Origin of the sequence: Hafnia alvei (genome assembly GCF_034424155.1) — a bacterium.
GTDB classification, from domain to species: domain Bacteria; phylum Pseudomonadota; class Gammaproteobacteria; order Enterobacterales; family Enterobacteriaceae; genus Hafnia; species Hafnia alvei.
The window spans coordinates 3,694,938-3,712,876 of sequence record NZ_CP139992.1; the positions used below are offsets into that span (position 1 = coordinate 3,694,938).

Consider the following 17,939-nt stretch of genomic DNA (forward strand, 5'->3'; position numbering starts at 1 on the left):
CGCCCTAAACGGGCGTTGATAGTTTCACTAACCCAGCCTCACCACGGCGTTAATGCAGGAAGCCAACACCGTGGTGAATTCTTCCCGTACTGCGGCATGACGCCGACGTAACGAAATTCATCAAACCCATGCCATCACATCACTATATTGGCCGCTTTGCCCCTTCTCCATCCGGTGATTTACACTTTGGTTCGCTTATCGCCGCTCTCGGTAGTTATTTACAAGCTCGCTCACGGCAAGGCCGTTGGCTCGTCCGCATCGAAGATATCGATCCGCCTCGCGAAGTTCCCGGAGCCGCCAGCCGTATTTTGCGTACGCTTGAGCACTATCAACTGCACTGGGATGGCAGCGTGCTGTATCAATCGCACCGCCACGATGCCTACCGCGCCGCACTCGACTCCCTGCGCCATGAGCACAAAGCCTATTTCTGCACCTGTACCCGCAGCCGTATTCATTCCCTCGGTGGATTTTATGATGGTCACTGCCGCGCTCTGCATCTGGGGCCTGAGCACGCCGCGCTGCGCTTACAGCAAACCGAGCCGGTGTATGGATTTGAAGACGCGCTCCATGGCTGGCTAGCCGCCGACCGCGCCATGGCTGAGGAAGATTTTATTATTCACCGACGCGATGGCCTGTTTGCCTATAATCTGGCCGTGGTGGTAGACGATCATTTTCAGGGCATTACTGAAATTGTGCGCGGTGCCGATCTTATTGAGCCAACGGTGCGTCAGATGGCACTGTATCAGCAATTGGGTTGGCAGGCCCCGCGCTATCTGCACCTGCCTTTGGCGCTGAACCACGATGGAAACAAGCTGTCGAAGCAGAATCACGCCGAACCTATCCCAATGAGCGATCCTCGTCCTGTGCTCATTTCAGCGCTTAGCTTTTTGGGGCAGCCGGTCGTGAAGAGTTGGGAAGATTTAAGCACCGAAGCGCTGCTAGAATATGCAGTCGCTCATTGGGACGTACGACAAATCCCCAAAAACTCACGATTAATGCCGTGAATTTATCAGCGGCATTCTCAAAATGCCCTGCTTAGGCTATGATGACCCGCTATTTTTTCTGCATATACTCATCAGACCTCAAGTTGCTGGCATTAGCTAGGGCTTGAATGATTCAGAGCATACGACTAACAAGACACTATCGAGGTGCACCATTTTTACCCGAGTCGCCAACTTTTGCCGTAAGGTTTTAAGCCGAGAGGCGGAGAGCGCACAAGCGGAGGAGTCACGTTCAATGACGGTGATCCCGCGCGATCAACATAACATTTCGCGCCAACAAATCAGTGAGAACGCCCTCAAGGTTCTCTATCGCCTGAACAAATCAGGATACGAAGCGTATCTGGTTGGTGGTGGCGTGCGCGATCTGCTGCTCGGTAAACAGCCTAAAGATTTTGACATCACCACCAGCGCGACGCCGGAACAAGTGCGTAAACTGTTCCGTAATTGCCGTCTCGTTGGCCGCCGCTTCCGCTTGGCCCATGTGATGTTCGGCCCTGAAATTATCGAAGTTGCTACCTTCCGTGGCCACCATGAACACGCCGGTGATGGCAAAAATATCTCCCAGCAGGCTCAGAACGGCATGCTGCTGCGCGACAACGTCTATGGCAACATCGAAGAAGATGCCCAACGTCGCGATTTCACCATCAACAGCCTGTATTACAGTATTTCAGATTTCACGGTGCGTGATTACACCGGCGGCCTGCGTGATTTGCAGGAAGGCCGTATTCGCCTGATTGGCGATCCTGAAACGCGCTACCGCGAAGATCCTGTTCGCATGCTGCGTGCGGTGCGCTTTGCTGCCAAACTGGACATGACTATCTGTCCACAAACCGGCGAACCGATCCCACGTTTAGCTTCATTGCTGCATGAGATCCCATCGGCTCGTCTGTTTGAAGAGTCGCTGAAACTGCTGCAATCCGGCTATGGTTTTGCAACTTACACGCTGCTGTGCGAATACCAGTTGTTCCAACCGTTATTCCCAGTGATTGCGCGCCATTTCACGCCCAACGGCGATAGCCCGATGGAACGCATCATCAATCAGGTGCTGAAAAACACCGATCATCGTTTGCAAAACGATATGCGCGTGAATCCAGCATTCCTGTTTGCGGCCATGCTGTGGTATCCGCTGATTGAGCTGGCGCAGAAAATCAATGACGAGAGCGGTCTGACCTACTACGACGCCTTTGCATTGGCGATGAACGACATTTTGGATGAGCAATGCCGCACGCTGGCTATTCCAAAACGAATTACCGCATTAGTGCGTGATATTTGGTCATTGCAATTGCGCTTATCCCGCCGTCAGGGCAAACGCGCGCATAAACTGATGGAACAACCGAAGTTCCGCGCGGCCTTTGATCTGCTGGCGTTGCGCGCTCAGGCAGAGAATAACCATGAGCTGCAGCGTTTGACACAGTGGTGGGACGAGTTCCAGAAAGCGCCTCTGACACGTCAGAAAAGCATGGCGAATGAGCTGGGCGATGATGGTGTTCGCCGCCGTCCGCGTCGCCCACGTCGTCGCGCACCGCGCCGTGAAGGCAGCAGCGAATGACACGCGTCTATATAGCCTTAGGCAGCAATTTGGCTAATCCTCTGCATCAGGTTCAGTCGGCGCTTAACGCGCTGGCCGAACTGCCGCAGACGACGCTGATTGCAACCTCATCGCTATATCGCACACCGCCGCTCGGGCCTCAGGATCAGCCTGATTACCTGAATGCGGTGGTGGCTTTAGACACGGATTTATCCGCTGAAAATCTGCTAGACCATACGCAAAAAATCGAGCAGGAGCACGGTCGCGTGCGTAAAGATGAACGCTGGGGCCCACGCACGTTGGATCTCGATATTTTGCTGTTCGGCGATGAAATAATAAACACCGAACGCTTAACCGTGCCGCATTACGACATGAAAAATCGTCAATTCATGCTATATCCACTCGCTGAAATTGCCCCCGAATTGCGTTTTCCTAGCGGTGAAAGCCTGCAATCTGTCATCGCACAACTGAGCGCTGAGCCACTCACGCGGTGGTAACGTATGCCGTTATATCAATGAAATAACTATAAATAATTACTCTCTGATATATATCCTTTCCTTACTACTTTGCTTAATTCCCTTTCTATTTCCATCAGTTACTGATGTTTCCCCCCTAATACCTTTCCCGAGCAATAGGCCGATAAAGCGCTATCCCTAGGGCATAACATCTCTTAGAATGCGCTTTTGTTTCAGTCTGAATGAAGCCGTCAGGGGACACCATGAAGCCGACCAGCATCACCCATCTGTTACAGTTAAAACAACAAAAAACAAAATTCGCCACCATCACCGCTTACGATGCCAGCTTCGCCAAGCTGTTTGAAGATCAGGGCATCCGCGTCATGTTAGTGGGTGATTCACTCGGAATGACGTTACAAGGGCACGACTCCACGCTGCCTGTCACCATTGAAGATATCGCCTACCATACGCGCGCCGTGCGTCATGGTGCGCCACACTGTCTTTTACTCGCCGATTTGCCTTTCATGACCTATGCCACGCCGGAACAAGCCTGCATAAATTCAGCTACGCTGATGCGAGCCGGAGCCAATATGGTCAAGCTGGAAGGCGGTAGCTGGCTCGTTGAAACGGTGCAAATGCTAACCGAGCGCGCGGTGCCGGTTTGTGCACACCTTGGCTTAACGCCACAGTCTGTGAATATTTTTGGCGGCTATAAGGTTCAGGGGCGCGACAAAGACGGTGCCGACAAGCTGCTCGAAGATGCGCTGGCATTAGAATCCGCCGGTGCTCAGCTGTTAGTTTTAGAATGTGTGCCTGCGGCGCTGGCAAAAACCATCACCGAAGCGCTGCGTATTCCGGTTATCGGTATTGGCGCGGGTAAAGACACCGACGGCCAGATTTTGGTCATGCACGATGCCTTGGGGATTACCGGCGGACATACGCCTAAGTTTGCCAAGAACTTCTTAGCGGGCCAAAGTGATATTCGCGCAGCCATTCGTCTATACATTGAAGAGGTTGAACAGGGTTTGTATCCGGCTGCGGAGCATACTTTCAACTAATCGGTCAGTCCGTGTCTAGCCTCTCGTCAAAGGGAGGTTAGCGTGGCTCATAAGTTTGGAGAACCACTGTGTTAATCATTGAAACAATCCCTTTGCTACGTCGTGAAATCCGCCGTTGGCGTCAAGAAGGCAAGCGCGTTGCGCTGGTGCCGACGATGGGAAATCTGCACGAAGGTCATCTCACGCTGGTTGAAGAAGCGAAAGCGCGGGCTGATATTGTCGTCGTTAGCGTATTTGTGAATCCGATGCAGTTTGATCGCCCTGACGACCTCGCTCGCTATCCGCGTACGTTGCAGGAAGATTGTGAAAAATTAACGCGCCTAGGCGTGGATTTGGTCTTCGCTCCGTCTGAAAAAGAAATCTATCCGAAAGGCTTAGAACAGCAGACCTACGTCGATGTACCGTCACTCTCTACCATGCTGGAAGGCGCAAGCCGTCCGGGACATTTTCGCGGCGTCTCGACCATCGTGAGCAAACTGTTCAATCTCATCCAGCCAGACATTGCCTGTTTCGGTGAGAAAGATTTTCAGCAGTTGGCGCTGATCCGCAAAATGGTTGCCGACCTCAGTTTTGATATTGATATCGTGGGCGTGCCTATCGTTCGCGGTCAGGATGGGCTGGCGCTGAGCTCACGTAATGGCTATCTCACGCCTGATGAACGTCGCTTAGCCCCTCGCCTATATAACATCATGAGCCATTTAGCGACTCAGTTGGAAAACGGCGAACGCAACATCGACGAGCTGTTAGAACAGACCGCAGGTCGCTTGCGGGAAGCCGGTTTACAGCCTGACGAACTGTTCGTTCGCGATGCTGACACTCTGCTAGACGTGAATGTGGATACACAAACCGCGGTGATTTTGGTGTCTGCATGGTTAGGTAAAGCGCGTCTGATTGATAACATGCGCGTGCCATTCAACGCAGAAAGCTAATTGTTTTGCATACAGTGGTAAACTTATTTATTAAAATATAGTAGACCGCTTAATCGGTAACAAAGAGAACTGCCGCCTCTGATTTCAGGGATGGCCGCCATCAATAGATGTTAATGAAGGTATTGTTATGGTACGCACTATGTTGCAAGGCAAGCTGCACCGCGTCAAAGTGACTCAGGCAGATTTGCACTACGAAGGTTCCTGCGCCATCGATCAGGATTTTTTAGACGCCGCGGGGATCCTGCAATATGAAGCTATCGATATCTACAACGTAGATAACGGTCAGCGCTTCTCGACCTACGCGATTGCCGCCGAACGCGGTTCAAAAATTATTTCCGTCAACGGTGCTGCGGCTCGCTGTGCATGCGTCGGCGATACTATGATTATCTGCTCTTACGTACAGATGTCTGATGAACAGGCTCGCTCACACAATCCTAAAGTTGCCTATTTTGAAGGTGATAATGTGATGAAGCGCTTGGCTAAAGCCGTTCCAGTGCAGGTGGCGTAATTATTTAGTTTCCCCGCTCTCATTGACCCCACCCTAACCCTCCCCTTCGCAGGGGAGGGAACCGTTCTGTGATGTTTATATGAATCTCGTGCGGCTCCTCCCCCTGCCAAGGGGGAAGCTGGGAGGGGGTTGCTGCAATAACGAATACCCCACCCTAACCCTCCCCTTCGCAGGGGAGGGAACCGTTCGGCGATGTTTAAACGAATCTCGAGCGGCTCCTCCCCCTGCCAAGGGGGAGGTTGGGAGGGGTCTTTCACAACAGCAAAATATTATTTCACCGCCGCCGCTGGCACCTTAACCACACCAGCATCCGGCTTTTCTGGCACCGGCTGTGGCTTGTTAGCAATCAATGACGCCATGCTTTGCACCGAATCCGTACGCAGCACATATAAACGCTTCAACGCGAACGGGTTGTCCCCCATTCGAACCCTTCCTTTCACCGTCGTCACCGCTAGATGAAATCCTGCATCACGCGCCGCGTCCATCGCCTTTTGGTTATAGCCTCCGAAGGGATACGACAAATATTGAACATGCGGATTAAACTGCGACAGCGCCCTTCTCGAATGTTGGAAATCAAACAAAATATTATGATAAGAACGGCTGAATAAAATCGGCTGTTTGTTTGCACTCACGCGATGTAAAAAGTGCGTATGCGACTGGATATCAAATACATCCTGCATCTCACGCAGTTCTGAAATGCTCGTAAACTGTAACCCGTTAGGGTTCCAAGCCTGCGGATGACGTTTGATGCGCGAAGAGATAATAAACGCCGTCGCGCGTTGCCCATTCTGTTTGAGCACCGGATACGCATAGCGATAGACCGATTTGAGTCCATCATCAAACGTCAGCACCACCGCTTTAGCGGGTAAGTTCATGGTGCCGTTTAAGTAGCCTTCCAACTGATACATAGAGAGCGTGGTATAGCCAGCCTGTTTCAAATAGGCCATTTGGTTGCTAAATGCCACGTCAGACGTTGTGGTCGACGTATGGCGAAAACGCTTATTCTCTTCATTTTTCAGGATATGATGGTAAGTCAGCACCGCAATGCCGTTATCCAGCTCCGCGTCCAGTTCGCTCACATAGCCAAGACGATCGCCTAAGTTGATTTCATACCATGTCTGGTTAAGACGATCCTTTTGTTTATTCAGGATCGGATAACGCAGGTTTTCCTCCAGCGTAGCGACTGGCGCACTTTGATTATCAGCTTGGCTATACACGGCCACCGAGCGACTGGTGACAAGATTTTGAAAACTTTTCTTGCGCAGATCGCCCAAGTTATCACGCGGCGCTTCAGGGTTTTTACGCTCGCTCAGATCTTCACGCGCGATAAAGCCAGTGCCGTTGCCAAAGCGAAACTCGTAATACTCAGCGTCGGCCTGAAAGACGTTCAGCACCTGTCCCTGCTTAATTTGCCCAACGGGGATCACATGCTCTCCCACCAGCGAATAAATTTCACTATCACGCTCGGCTTGCATGTATTGATATTGCTGCCAGCTATCGGGCAACAAGTCTGCAAGGGCCGTTTGCGGTATAAAAATAACATAGAGAGAAAACAGCAATCCGGCTGTTATTGATTGAAATAGCTTCATTTTTATATTTAGAAAAGTCAGGTGCCATCAGGCATAGAAATCATTCAGGAACAACAGAATAGCATGGGTGATGGGTTAGGTGCATGGTTAAAAGAGGAACAGGAAATGGTAGTGTAAACTTATGAGGCTCCCCCTCCCAACCTCCCCCTTTACAGGGGGAGGGGCCGATCGAGATCCGTATAAACGTTACTGCACGGTTCCCTCCCCTGCGAAGGGGAGGGTTAGGGTGGGAGCAATCCCCCACTAAAGCTTCCCTTCACTCCCACAGATTCTAATCTTCTCCTCAACCACTTCGCGCATGGCCTGTTTACCCGGCGTGATATATTTGCGCGGATCGTTCGCGTCAGGATGTTCGGTAAAGTAGCTTTTTACCGCATCCGCAAACGCGATTTTCAGATCGGTGGCAACGTTCACTTTGCAGATCCCAAGCCCTATCGCCTCACGTACCATATGTTCTGGAATACCCGATGCGCCGTGCAGCACCAGCGGTATATCAACGGCCTTGCGCACTTCGGCCAAACGAGCAAAATCCAAATGCGGTTCGCCATGGTACAAGCCGTGCGCCGAGCCGATGGCCACAGCGAGGGAATCAATGCCAGTGCGCTGAACAAACTCACGTGCTGCGGCAGGATCGGTAAAGAAGCTGTCTGCGCTGTCAACGTTTAGGTCATCTTCTTGCCCGCCTAACCGCCCCAGTTCAGCTTCCACGCTCACGTCATAACGCTGACATAGACGCACCACTTCAGCCACCGTGCGAATATTCTCTTCAAACGCAAAGTGCGAACCATCAATCATGACCGAGCGTACGCCGGCGGTCACTTTGGCACGAATATCGTCCAATTTTTCGTGGTGATCCAAATGCAGCGCTAGCGGTAAATCATGTAGGTGCGCAGCTTCTTGGCAAATAGATACCAAATAATCAGTGCCGGCGTAGGTAAATGTGCCCGGAGTACCGGCTAAAATCACCGGCGATCTCAGCGCGGCCGCGGTTTCCACCACCACTTGTACAGTTTCTAAATTATGAACGTTGAATGCGGGTACGGCGTAACCTTCGCGCTGAGCCTTTTTGAGCATTTCCCGGTTTGAAATCAGGTACATAAAATGGGCTCCTTAAATACCGTCTAAGCTGACGGAATCATTTTGTTGTTGATTACACTTTTGTTCTTCGTGCCACAGGCTGGTCACACCACGCCGCCCGCACTCCAGCGCCATATCGCGAAACGACTGAGGGTTCATCCCTTCTCGCTCTAGCATCATCTCTGCCGCAAGCTGCATATTGGTGCCGGTAATCACTTGATAATCTGCATGTTGCTTAGCAATTATCGCTGCCTGCCGAAACGGCGAGCCACCCAGTAAATCGCTCAGGATCACCACGCCTTCCCCGCTATCACAGGCCGCACAGGCTTGCTCTAACATCACCATCAGCTCAGTAGTGCTCACGCCTTCAGGAAAATCCACCGCACGGCATTGCGACTGCTCACCAACCACCTGTTCCACGCCCTGCAACAGTCCGCTGGCAAAGCGGCCATGTCCGGTAATCACTAGACCTAACATCGCGCCTCCTTAAAGGAATCCAATAAACTTGCCAACCACGCCAAACAACACCGTTAAACCGATCAGTTTCACCGGTGAAAAACCGCGTTTCATTAGCCAAAACACCAGCAGCGTGAAGCACAGCGGCAAAAGATTGGGCATCAGCTTATCCAGTACGTCTTTCTGGAGCGCGACGCTGGCTTTACCCGCATGCATCACTAACGGCGTTGAGAGATGAACATACGACGCCACCAGCGCCCCGATCACCGTCATCCCGACAATTGACGCCGCATGAGATATCTTTTTGGTGTGAGTTTTTAGCAGCGCCAACGCGCTGGTGCCTGCATGGTAGCCGTAATGCGCCAGCCCGAAACGCAGGCCAAAATGCACAACGTTGAACATCAGCAGGAAGACAATCGGCCCAAACAGGCTGCCCTGAAGCGCTAACGAAGCACCGATACCGGCGCAGATTGGCAGCAGGGTGAGCCAAAACAGTGCATCACCAATGCCGCCCAACGGCCCCATCAGCGCCACTTTGACCGCACGGATGGTGGATACCTTTTCTTTGCTGCCTTCCATTGCCAGCACCAGGCCGGAAAGGAATGTCACATCGAAGGGATGCACATTGATAAACTCCATGTGCATTTTCATCGAGTTCGCCAGATCCTGAGGGTTCTTATGGATCTTGCGCAGGCCAGGGATCAGGGTATACAGCCAGCCGCCCGCCTGCATACGTTCATAGTTGAACGAGGCTTGTAACAGCAAAGAACGCCATGCCATGCGATTTAGGTCTTGCTTGGTCAAGGCTTCCGCTGGCGTGCTGTCGATATAGTCGTCTTGCTCAACTTGGCTAGTCGCCAAGGCCTGCGCCATACGCTGCTCGGCTTTGGCCGCCATCACAGCTTCGTTGTCATTAAATCCCATCTTCCATCTCCTGAGCATGAGTCGAAGAAGAAGGCGCGTTAGTATCGCCATCCTGTTCGTTGCGGGAACGGTTAAAGAAGTCGATCAACGCGATGGCGAATGCGCCCAAAGCAACGGCGATAATCGGCATATTGAGAAAGGTCACGGAAATAAAACCAAGGATGAAATAAGCCACATAGGTCTTTTTCATCATGATTTTCATCAGCAGTGAGAAACCGATGGCGGGCATCATTCCGCCTGCAACGGCCAGACCATCCAGCAGCCACGTTGGCGCTTTCTGCACCATCGCACTGGCGGCGTCGGCACCGAAGTAAACCGGTAAGAAGGCCACAATGAAGTAGAAGCAGAATAGAATAGCTATGCCGAGATAGTTCACGCGCTCAATGCCGCGCCAGTTGAGCTCTTGTACCATTTTGTCGCACTTGTGCATCATCGGGGAAAACGCCGTGAACAGCAGCGTGATACAGCCCTGCACCGCGATAGCAAAAGGCACCGCAATGCCTATCGCTACTTTGGGGTCGGCATGGGTCAGAATGGCAAACGCGGTACCAATGACTCCGCCAATGACCACGTTTGGCGGCTGAGCCCCCGCCAGCGGCACCATTCCCATCCAAACGAGCTCTAATGAACCACCGACCAGCAGGCCGGTTTGCACATCACCTAAAATCAGCCCGACCAGCGGGCCAATTACTACCGGACGATGGAAATGGGTGAGACCATCGAACAGGTCTACCCCCGCCAGTCCGGCTAATAAGCCAATCAATAACGCATCTGTAAACATGGTTTACTCCGGTTATGCTAAGAGTTTGGCAATGGATTCACCGGACTCATCCGGCACGCGCCGAACTTCACAGGTGATACCCAGTCTCTCCAGTTCGCGAAACGCCGCCGTATCGCTGTCATTCACGGATACGGTTTTGTGGATCTGCCGTTTTCCCTCGGCAAAGTGCATATTGCCAACGTTGACGAAGTTGATTGGCACTCCGCCTTTCACCAACGTGAGGACATCCTGTGGGGTTTTGCATACGATGAAAATTTTCTGCCGATCGGCCGCTTTATGAATCACGTCGATGGTTTTCTCCAGCGTGAAATAGCGGGTTTGAACGCCTTCCGCCACCACCATATCCATCAGGTTTTGCTGTACCGGATCGGCTGCTGCGGCGTCATTGGCAACCAAAACCAAATTAGCCCCTAGCGTATTTGTCCACGTCACACCTACCTGTCCGTGAACTAATCGGTTATCAATGCGGGTCATTAAAATATTCGGGGTCGACATGCTCCACTCCTGACTTGTTATTTTGCTAAATGAGTGTTGATGGAACGAACTGCGGTAAACGGATAGATTTCCACCCCTTTCACCACGCGGTTGACTTCCCCTGTCGGGCATGGATTATCTGGCGTCATGCCCAGTGCCAAAGACGTTTCAAACGCCAACATCTGCAAATACATCAGATAAGGAAATAGCAGCCAGATATCATCCAGATCGCTATCGAGTACGGTATGGAAATCTCCCGGCGTACCGCTCAGCGCTACGATCTGCTTAGCCAGATCATCATGGCGCAGTTCACGCAGTAAATCAGCGTCATAGCGGTGGCAATAAGCCTCGGAAGACATCATCAGCAGCACCAGCGTGTCGCCATCCACCATGAATTTCGGCCCATGGCGCACGCCCATTGATGAGTCATAGCGTGTGGCAATCCGTCCGGCGGTGAGTTCGAGCATCTTCAGCGCGGCTTCCTCGGCGATACCGGTAAAACAGCGTCCGCCTAAGACCATCGCGCGCTTAAATCCGCTGTTCGCCAGCGCTTTTACCTGCTGTTGCCAATGCTGTTGTTCACGACTGCACAGCGCGGTCATCTGTTGTAACGACGGTGCGCTCTGCGCTAGCGTTAACGGCCCTAGCAGCAGAACGGTAGCCAGCGTCATGCAGCTAAAGCTGGAGGTCATGGCAAAACTTTGATCGTGCGAACCCTGCGGCATAATCAGCGAGCAGACATTGCGTCGCCCTTCTGCGTAGCGCGCCAGTGCCCCATCGGGGTTGCAGGTCAGCATTAAATGGTGGCAATGCGGCAATATCTGATCGGCTAAGCGCACGGCCGCGACGCTTTCAGGGCTATTGCCTGAGCGTCCGTAGGACACCAGCAACGTAGGCCGTTCAGGGTCCAGATATTGCAGCGGCGAAGGTACAATATCGGTGGTGCCATAGGCCACTACGTCCAAACCACATTGCTCGCGCAGCCAAGGAGCCAGCGCACGTCCCACAAACGCAGAAGAACCCGCACCGCATAACACAATTTGCAGAGTAGGATCGGCCAATAGCGGCTGCAAAAACGGCTTCCAATATCCCTGACTCTCGCTCAACTCATCGTGAAGCTGTCGCCACAGGCGTGGCTGCTGATCGATTTCACGCGCGGTATGTAGCGCATGGTGCTCATGCAGCCATGCTTCAGAATAGGAAAACAGCTCACTCATGCTAAGGCTCCTTGCGCCTGAGATTGGATAGTTTCAGCCTTGGGTTCGCAGGCTTCGGCGTAGCTCAAAAGTACACGCTGTATTTTGTCTAGAACCCACTGCTGTGGATCTTGACCCAGCGTTCCGGCGTTCAACGCCTGTGCCTGTTCGGGGAGATACTGGCTGAGCAGCGCCATCGGAACCGGATGACTGCGCAGATTATTCATCAGTAAATCAACGGCCTGTTGTACCTGAGGATGAGGCCAGTAGTAGCGAACGCGGTCGCTGAGGCTGTATTGGCGATCGATAAATTGTTGGTGTGGAGAACCGTGGTAATAGCGATTCCACTGCTGCGGCTGCTCGCGCATCACCTGCTCCAGCGTGTCACGTAGATGTGCCGCTTTAAGCTCACCGTTCCATTCACGATCGATACGATCGAGAGCAAACAGGGCTTCACGTAACGCAAAGGTTAAGGCTGGGCCAACTTTTAAGATCGCAAAGTGATCGCGCACCAGCTCGCGATAGGCATGCGGCGTTTGGTAGTCGGTGGAATGAGCTTCATAAATCATATGCGGCTGGCTTTCGATAAACTGGCTCAGCGCCTGTGCTTTTTCCGGCTGGTAATGCACCACGCTGTGGTGATCAAACTCGACGCCCGGCTGTACGACTAGCGCAATCACTCTTTCCCACACGCTGTCCAATCCAGCCTTGCACCATGCTTTTTGGTGAATATCCAGCGTCGCCGCCGCGGCCTGCGGCGTGGTCACCTGCATGCCGTCCATATCTTCTTGAGCACCGCCGGGAACCGGAACTTCGGTGCCAATCACATACACAGGACGTTCACCACCCACCTGCTGCCATGCATTTTCTGCCACTGCACAAAGGCGAGCCGCACGTGCGGCAACTTCCATATCCCCCAAAGGAACAGGATCGCCGAGGCATGACATAGAACAATCGAGATGGATCTTGCGAAAACCGGCGCTCACGTAATCATGAATCAGCGTTTCCGCGAGCTGCATGGCTTCATCAGCGCTGCGCTCCTGCCAAGCATTGGGCCCGAGATGATCGCCGCCTAACCACACCCGTTCGCGCGATAACCCAACGCGGTCGGCCTGTGCCCAAACCGCATCACGGAACTGCGCGGGAGTCATACCGGTATAGCCACCAAACTGGTTAACCTGATTTGAGGTTGCTTCAATCAAGACCGCGCTGTGGCGGGCTTTCGCCAGCAGTAAGGCACTTTCTAATACCCACGGATGCGCGGAACAGACCGAATAGATCCCCACCGCCTCGCCCGATTTGTGGCGACGGATAAGCTGTAATAAAGGCTGCATGATGTCTCCATGCAGGCATATTTAATCGATCAAGAATGTCGATCAGTCGTCGGCAATAATCACTTCTACGCCGAGTTCTGTTAATGCCCGCTTGTAGTTGTCGGGGATCCGGCTATCTGTGATCAGCCGGTGGATCTGACCGGCCTCACGGATCATGCAGAAGCTTTTGCGGCCAAATTTGCTGGAGTCCACCACGGCGATAATTTCATGTGCCACCTCGCACATCACGCGGTTGAGGTGAGCTTCGCCGGTATGTGGCGTGGTTATTCCTGCTTCCAGGTCAAACCCATCGACGCCCAGAAATAAGGTATCAAAGCGATGTTGACGCAATTGCTGTTCTGCAGCCGGACCATAGAGCGAATAGGAGTTCTGACGAACGCTTCCGCCCAGCACCATCACTTCAATCCGTTCAAACCCCGCCAGTTCATAGGCGATGTTCAGCGCGTTGGTCATGACAACCAGATCGCGTCGCCCCTTGAGGTGCGGCGTAATCTGCGTTGTGGTCGATCCAGAATCTAAAATCAGCGTATCGCCGTCTTTCACGTACTCCGCCGCTTTGGCAGCGATACGCGATTTAACGTCGCGATTCATGCGCCCTTTGTCTTGCAAAGGCCGATCAAACGCGAATTGCTGATTAAGCATGGCGCCGCCGTAAGAGCGCAGCGCACAGCCTTTTTGTTCCAGATAACGCAGGTCGTTACGGATGGTGACGCTCGATACCCCAAACCGCGCGCTAAGAGGTTCAACGCGCACGCTGCCCTCGTGGCACAACAGGTCAATAATCTGTTCGCGGCGTTTTACGGTATCTAACGTCATATCCATGACTCCTTGGAGTGTGGTGTTTGAATCAAGAAGCTTTCGCTCTCTTTCGAATGCATTACAGCAAAGGCAGTGAAGTGAAATTGTGATCGCGGTTACAGCCTACTTTTTGGGCAAAATAGGCCAAAAAACCTTTCGATGTAAAATACAGTGAAAGCCAGACAACGAAACAACGAAGGGGGAAATTTGTGAGTTGAATAGCTCTCTAGCGCTTCTCACAGAGAAAATACCCGTTAAAAAACGAAAGCAGGTTCTTTTGAAGTGAAGGGTTAAGATTTTATTTAGTGAAGTGACAGTGATCACATTTTAAAAAGTTAGCAATAAATCTGACGCGACTTTGCTGTCTGATTTTAGCTATGGATATGGTGGCTGTTAGGCAGGTAATACCGAAATACAGATGGCAGTTTTAACGCGGCGAGAAATAAAAAAACCGCTACAACGGCAGAACCGTGAGCGGTTTTTTTAACGCCGTTAGAATTAGCCTTTACGCACGCGTGCAGCTAAACCTTTCAGGAAGTAACGCAGCAGTTGGTCACCACATTCACGATAATGTTTGTGGCCGTCGGCGCGGAAAATAGCGCTCAGCTCGGATTCGGTAATCGCGAAATCCTGAGATTTTAAGATCTCAATAATATCCACGGATTTCAGCTCAAATGCCACGCGCAGCTTTTTCAGAATAATGTTGTTGGTGATACGGCGTTCAACTTTTGGCGCAGGATACTTTTCGTCTTTGCCACGTTTGAAGAAGATCAGGCCATTCAGGAAATATCCCATTACGACGTCAGGGCAAACCTTAAAACCTTCTTCGCCTTCTTTGGTTACGAAGCTCGCCATTTCTTCCAGCGTCACCTTGGTGTCGGCCAGAGCTAAGATGCTGATCATTTTCTCATTATTCAGATTCAGCATGTAGCGAACGCTGCGTAAAACATCATTATTCATCATTACCGGGTACATCCTCTCGATTTTAGTTCGCAAAAAGCGTCAGGGCGCATTATAGAGATATTCTGTGCTTCACGTTGAAGAAATCGTCATCCGTTTGCATTGAAGGCTCTATTCCCACGCTTTTGGCTTCTAATTCTCGATGTTACAGGCCTCCGAACTACGCACCATTACCGTTGGATGGCGGTTTTGTTCGTGCCACAAACTGGTCGCTTGCCCACGTGTTAGCTCTAACGCATGGTCGCGGAACTCAGAAGCGGTGAGAGCCCCACGCTGAGGGAACAGCTGAATCATCGCACCTAAGCTAATTCCCACCACCACTTCGCATTTAGAATGCTTATGGCTCATCAACGCTGCGCTGCGAAACGGCGCCGCGCCTAAAATATCGGTAATAAAGACGACACCATCACCGCTGTCTGCGGCGTGCAGCGCATCGCACATCATTCGGCTAAGCATATTGGTGCTCAGCCAATCAGTGTATTCCACGCTGATACATTGCTCTGGCAGCGCCCCCAGCAAATGCTTGAGTGATTTTAGCGTACCACTGGCAAAGCCAGTATGTCCTGCTAAGACAATCCCTAACATGCGCGTTCTCCCCTTGCTGCTTGATACGGCATCCTGCCGTTCGTCGCCATAATAAATAATAAAATCTGCTGCTGGCTTTTAGGAGCAGACTCTCAGATTAGTCTCATAAGTATTAGGGTTTATCAGGAAATGACGTTCACCGCAGCAAACATAATCAATGACGATGCAGGAGTGTGAGATAAGGCAGAAATGATGCTATTTAAAACAAAAAAGCCCCCGTTTTCACGGAGGCTTGGGGCGATTAGGAACGCAGACCGCGCCCACGCTCAATGAGGTACCACGCCAACAGGTAGAACACCACGATAAATGCCAGCAGTACCACGAAGGTAAAGATAAGCGGCACATCGTTAATGCCTAGGAACCCAAAGCGGAAGCCGCTGATCATATAGACGATAGGATTCAGCTTAGATATCGCCTGCCAGACAGGAGGCAGCAGGGTCAGCGAATAGAATACGCCGCCCAGATAGGTCAATGGCGTCAGCACAAAAGTTGGCACCAAGCTGATATCGTCAAAGGTTTTAGCGAATACGGCGTTCAGCAGCCCGCCTAGCGAGAACAGGATGGCAGTACACAGCAGCGTTGCCGCCACAATGCCCCAGCTGTGAACATGGAATGGCACGAAGAATAATGAAACCAGCGTCACCAGAATCCCCACGCAGACGCCACGAGCCACGCCGCCGCCGACGAAACCGGCGATGATCACGTGCGTTGGCACTGGCGCAACCAGAAGCTCTTCAATGTTGCGCTGAAACTTCGCGCTGAAAAACGACGACGCCACGTTGGCATAGGAGTTCGTAATCACCGACATCATGATAAGACCCGGCACGATAAACTGCATGTAATCAAAACCATGCATTTCGCCGATGCGAGAACCGATCAGATTGCCGAAAATGATGAAGTACAGCGTCATGGTGATAACCGGAGGCACCAACGTTTGGATCCAAATTCGGGCAAAACGATGAACTTCTTTGGTCCAGATACTTTTCAGCGCGACCCAATAGAGTGCGTTCATGCCTTTTTCTCCGTATTCACACGCGGTTTTTCATCATGGTCGTGGACTAAGGTCACGAACAGCTCTTCCAAACGGTTAGCTTTGTTACGCATGCTCAATACCTGAATTCCCTGTGCGCTTAGCTGGCTGAATACGCCATTCAAACCTTGCTCACGCAGCACTTCAACCTCCAGCGTTGAGGTATCACGCAGGTGGTGCTTATAACCATCAAGCTTCGGTAGTGGGCTTTTCGCCGCCAAATCCAAAATGAAGGTTTCAGATTTCAGCTTTGAAAGCAGCTCTTTCATCGAGGTGTTTTCGACCAGCTCACCGTTCTGGATAATGCCGATGTTGCGGCACAGCATCTCAGCTTCTTCCAGATAGTGCGTGGTCAGAATAATGGTGGTTCCTTGAGCATTAAGCTCTTTCAAGAATCCCCACATTGAACGACGCAGTTCAATATCGACACCCGCGGTCGGTTCATCAAGAATCAGTAGTTTTGGCTCATGCATCAGCGCACGGGCGATCATCAAACGGCGTTTCATGCCGCCAGAAAGCATACGAGCCCGCTCGTCACGTTTTCCCCAAAGATCCAACTGCTTGAGGTATTTCTCCGCACGAACCAAGGCTTCTGAGTGCGTGACGCCGTAATAGCCTGCCTGATGAACAACTATCTGCATCACCGTTTCAAACGGGTTGAAGTTGAACTCCTGCGGCACCAAACCCAACTGGCGTTTAGCGTTAACGATGTCACGGTCGATGTCATAACCGAACACGTTGACCTTACCGGAGGATTTATTCACCAAGGAGCTAATAATGCCGATGGTGGTCGATTTCCCTGCGCCATTTGGCCCAAGCAGGGCATAGAAATCGCCAGCCTCAACCTGTAAATCAATACCGCGCAGCGCCTGCACGCCACCCGCATACGTTTTGGTGAGCTGGGAAAGTTCCAGTGCGTTTGTCATTATGATTAGCGTACCTTTGCGCCTGAGCTATCAGGCTTTTTTTGGAACGGTTCCCAAACAGTAATAAGCAGAAACCGTCAATAATCGGGATGTGAACGTTGACCGAAGAGTGTCTATTTTACATAGCCATAACAGTATTAGCTACCGTATTTACGGCTTATAGGCACCTGATGCTAATATACTTTTTGAGGAACATTTGCATAACTTAATGTTAACGGATGGTAATTTTTTCAAGGAATAACGCCGTTATTTTCTATGCCATTTTTTGCTGAAGGCACTGTTCCGATTTCAAAACTGTGACGATTAGCCTATATTAACCATCGCAAACCG

Annotated in this window: 19 protein-coding genes; 6 read left to right on the forward strand and 13 right to left on the reverse strand. The window is 51.7% G+C overall.

Annotation, left to right across the window (positions count from 1 at the left end; genetic code table 11):
- Window positions 1-128 precede the first annotated feature (128 nt).
- From gluQRS to panD, 6 genes are all read left to right on the forward strand, one after another.
- Window positions 129-1,004 carry a tRNA glutamyl-Q(34) synthetase GluQRS gene (gluQRS, locus tag U0008_RS17250; protein ID WP_043495328.1) on the forward strand — a complete coding sequence of 292 codons (876 nt, stop codon included), beginning with the start codon at window positions 129-131 and terminating at the stop codon, window positions 1,002-1,004.
- 151 nt (window positions 1,005-1,155) lie between these two features.
- Window positions 1,156-2,550, forward strand: a complete 1,395-nt coding sequence (gene pcnB / locus U0008_RS17255; protein WP_038503004.1) for a polynucleotide adenylyltransferase PcnB — start codon at window positions 1,156-1,158, stop codon at window positions 2,548-2,550.
- Window positions 2,547-3,026, forward strand: a complete 480-nt coding sequence (gene folK / locus U0008_RS17260; protein WP_043495330.1) for a 2-amino-4-hydroxy-6-hydroxymethyldihydropteridine diphosphokinase — start codon at window positions 2,547-2,549, stop codon at window positions 3,024-3,026. Before pcnB ends, folK begins: the two co-directional genes overlap by 4 nt.
- A gap of 221 nt (window positions 3,027-3,247) precedes the next feature.
- Window positions 3,248-4,042 carry a 3-methyl-2-oxobutanoate hydroxymethyltransferase gene (gene panB, locus U0008_RS17265; protein ID WP_025800277.1) on the forward strand — a complete coding sequence of 265 codons (795 nt, stop codon included), beginning with the start codon at window positions 3,248-3,250 and terminating at the stop codon, window positions 4,040-4,042.
- Between the two features lie 68 nt (window positions 4,043-4,110).
- Window positions 4,111-4,971, forward strand: a complete 861-nt coding sequence (gene panC / locus U0008_RS17270) for a pantoate--beta-alanine ligase (RefSeq protein WP_025800278.1) — start codon at window positions 4,111-4,113, stop codon at window positions 4,969-4,971.
- Window positions 4,972-5,098: 127 nt separating this feature from the next.
- Entirely contained in the window at window positions 5,099-5,479 is a 381-nt protein-coding gene (gene panD, locus U0008_RS17275; RefSeq protein WP_008814566.1) for an aspartate 1-decarboxylase, read from the forward strand.
- Between the two features lie 269 nt (window positions 5,480-5,748).
- Here the strand turns inward: panD and U0008_RS17280 are convergent, their stop codons facing one another.
- From U0008_RS17280 to U0008_RS17340, 13 genes are all read right to left on the reverse strand, one after another.
- Window positions 5,749-7,068 (reverse strand): polysaccharide deacetylase family protein, encoded by a 1,320-nt coding sequence (locus U0008_RS17280; protein WP_043495346.1) that lies wholly within the window; start codon window positions 7,066-7,068, stop codon window positions 5,749-5,751.
- A gap of 243 nt (window positions 7,069-7,311) precedes the next feature.
- Window positions 7,312-8,166 carry a tagatose bisphosphate family class II aldolase gene (locus U0008_RS17285; RefSeq protein ID WP_025800280.1) on the reverse strand — a complete coding sequence of 285 codons (855 nt, stop codon included), beginning with the start codon at window positions 8,164-8,166 and terminating at the stop codon, window positions 7,312-7,314.
- A gap of 12 nt (window positions 8,167-8,178) precedes the next feature.
- Entirely contained in the window at window positions 8,179-8,622 is a 444-nt protein-coding gene (agaF, locus tag U0008_RS17290; RefSeq protein WP_043495348.1) for a PTS galactosamine/N-acetylgalactosamine transporter subunit IIA, read from the reverse strand.
- A gap of 9 nt (window positions 8,623-8,631) precedes the next feature.
- On the reverse strand, window positions 8,632-9,525 hold the full coding sequence (locus U0008_RS17295) for a PTS system mannose/fructose/sorbose family transporter subunit IID (RefSeq protein ID WP_025800282.1): 894 nt from the start codon (window positions 9,523-9,525) through the stop codon (window positions 8,632-8,634).
- A complete protein-coding gene (agaW, locus tag U0008_RS17300) occupies window positions 9,515-10,306 on the reverse strand; it encodes a PTS N-acetylgalactosamine transporter subunit IIC (RefSeq protein ID WP_025800283.1) in 792 nt (263 codons plus the stop codon). The genes U0008_RS17295 and agaW overlap by 11 nt, the downstream gene beginning before the upstream one ends.
- Before the next feature lie 12 nt (window positions 10,307-10,318).
- Complete coding sequence (gene agaV / locus U0008_RS17305) at window positions 10,319-10,801, reverse strand: PTS N-acetylgalactosamine transporter subunit IIB (RefSeq protein WP_025800284.1); 483 nt, start codon at window positions 10,799-10,801, stop codon at window positions 10,319-10,321.
- Between the two features lie 17 nt (window positions 10,802-10,818).
- Window positions 10,819-11,997 (reverse strand): SIS domain-containing protein, encoded by a 1,179-nt coding sequence (locus U0008_RS17310; protein ID WP_043495350.1) that lies wholly within the window; start codon window positions 11,995-11,997, stop codon window positions 10,819-10,821.
- Window positions 11,994-13,310, reverse strand: a complete 1,317-nt coding sequence (locus tag U0008_RS17315) for a D-tagatose-bisphosphate aldolase, class II, non-catalytic subunit (protein ID WP_043495351.1) — start codon at window positions 13,308-13,310, stop codon at window positions 11,994-11,996. The genes U0008_RS17310 and U0008_RS17315 overlap by 4 nt, the downstream gene beginning before the upstream one ends.
- Window positions 13,311-13,352: 42 nt before the next feature.
- Window positions 13,353-14,126 carry a transcriptional repressor AgaR gene (agaR, locus tag U0008_RS17320; RefSeq protein ID WP_043495353.1) on the reverse strand — a complete coding sequence of 258 codons (774 nt, stop codon included), beginning with the start codon at window positions 14,124-14,126 and terminating at the stop codon, window positions 13,353-13,355.
- A 480-nt stretch (window positions 14,127-14,606) separates the two neighbouring features.
- Window positions 14,607-15,071 carry a YehS family protein gene (locus tag U0008_RS17325; RefSeq protein ID WP_025800288.1) on the reverse strand — a complete coding sequence of 155 codons (465 nt, stop codon included), beginning with the start codon at window positions 15,069-15,071 and terminating at the stop codon, window positions 14,607-14,609.
- Between the two features lie 129 nt (window positions 15,072-15,200).
- Entirely contained in the window at window positions 15,201-15,653 is a 453-nt protein-coding gene (locus tag U0008_RS17330; RefSeq protein WP_043495355.1) for a PTS sugar transporter subunit IIA, read from the reverse strand.
- Window positions 15,654-15,894: 241 nt separating this feature from the next.
- Window positions 15,895-16,665 carry an ABC transporter permease gene (locus U0008_RS17335; protein ID WP_025800290.1) on the reverse strand — a complete coding sequence of 257 codons (771 nt, stop codon included), beginning with the start codon at window positions 16,663-16,665 and terminating at the stop codon, window positions 15,895-15,897.
- Complete coding sequence (locus U0008_RS17340) at window positions 16,662-17,609, reverse strand: ABC transporter ATP-binding protein (RefSeq protein ID WP_025800291.1); 948 nt, start codon at window positions 17,607-17,609, stop codon at window positions 16,662-16,664. Before U0008_RS17340 ends, U0008_RS17335 begins: the two co-directional genes overlap by 4 nt.
- Between the last annotated feature and the right edge of the window lie 330 nt (window positions 17,610-17,939).

What these genes read in the sequence shown, in the direction of transcription:
- U0008_RS17315 (WP_043495351.1), bottom strand. Translation starts at nt 13,310, where the DNA reads ATGCAGCCTTTATTACAGCTTATCCGTCGCCACAAATCGGGCGAGGCG.
- agaF (WP_043495348.1), bottom strand. Translation starts at nt 8,622, where the DNA reads ATGTTAGGTCTAGTGATTACCGGACATGGCCGCTTTGCCAGCGGACTG.
- U0008_RS17340 (WP_025800291.1), bottom strand. Translation starts at nt 17,609, where the DNA reads ATGACAAACGCACTGGAACTTTCCCAGCTCACCAAAACGTATGCGGGT.
- agaV (WP_025800284.1), bottom strand. Translation starts at nt 10,801, where the DNA reads ATGTCGACCCCGAATATTTTAATGACCCGCATTGATAACCGATTAGTT.
- U0008_RS17335 (WP_025800290.1), bottom strand. Translation starts at nt 16,665, where the DNA reads ATGAACGCACTCTATTGGGTCGCGCTGAAAAGTATCTGGACCAAAGAA.
- U0008_RS17330 (WP_043495355.1), bottom strand. Translation starts at nt 15,653, where the DNA reads ATGTTAGGGATTGTCTTAGCAGGACATACTGGCTTTGCCAGTGGTACG.
- U0008_RS17295 (WP_025800282.1), bottom strand. Translation starts at nt 9,525, where the DNA reads ATGGGATTTAATGACAACGAAGCTGTGATGGCGGCCAAAGCCGAGCAG.
- folK (WP_043495330.1), top strand. Translation starts at nt 2,547, where the DNA reads ATGACACGCGTCTATATAGCCTTAGGCAGCAATTTGGCTAATCCTCTG.
- gluQRS (WP_043495328.1), top strand. Translation starts at nt 129, where the DNA reads ATGCCATCACATCACTATATTGGCCGCTTTGCCCCTTCTCCATCCGGT.
- agaR (WP_043495353.1), bottom strand. Translation starts at nt 14,126, where the DNA reads ATGACGTTAGATACCGTAAAACGCCGCGAACAGATTATTGACCTGTTG.
- U0008_RS17310 (WP_043495350.1), bottom strand. Translation starts at nt 11,997, where the DNA reads ATGAGTGAGCTGTTTTCCTATTCTGAAGCATGGCTGCATGAGCACCAT.
- U0008_RS17280 (WP_043495346.1), bottom strand. Translation starts at nt 7,068, where the DNA reads ATGAAGCTATTTCAATCAATAACAGCCGGATTGCTGTTTTCTCTCTAT.
- panB (WP_025800277.1), top strand. Translation starts at nt 3,248, where the DNA reads ATGAAGCCGACCAGCATCACCCATCTGTTACAGTTAAAACAACAAAAA.
- agaW (WP_025800283.1), bottom strand. Translation starts at nt 10,306, where the DNA reads ATGTTTACAGATGCGTTATTGATTGGCTTATTAGCCGGACTGGCGGGG.
- panD (WP_008814566.1), top strand. Translation starts at nt 5,099, where the DNA reads ATGGTACGCACTATGTTGCAAGGCAAGCTGCACCGCGTCAAAGTGACT.
- U0008_RS17325 (WP_025800288.1), bottom strand. Translation starts at nt 15,071, where the DNA reads ATGATGAATAATGATGTTTTACGCAGCGTTCGCTACATGCTGAATCTG.
- U0008_RS17285 (WP_025800280.1), bottom strand. Translation starts at nt 8,166, where the DNA reads ATGTACCTGATTTCAAACCGGGAAATGCTCAAAAAGGCTCAGCGCGAA.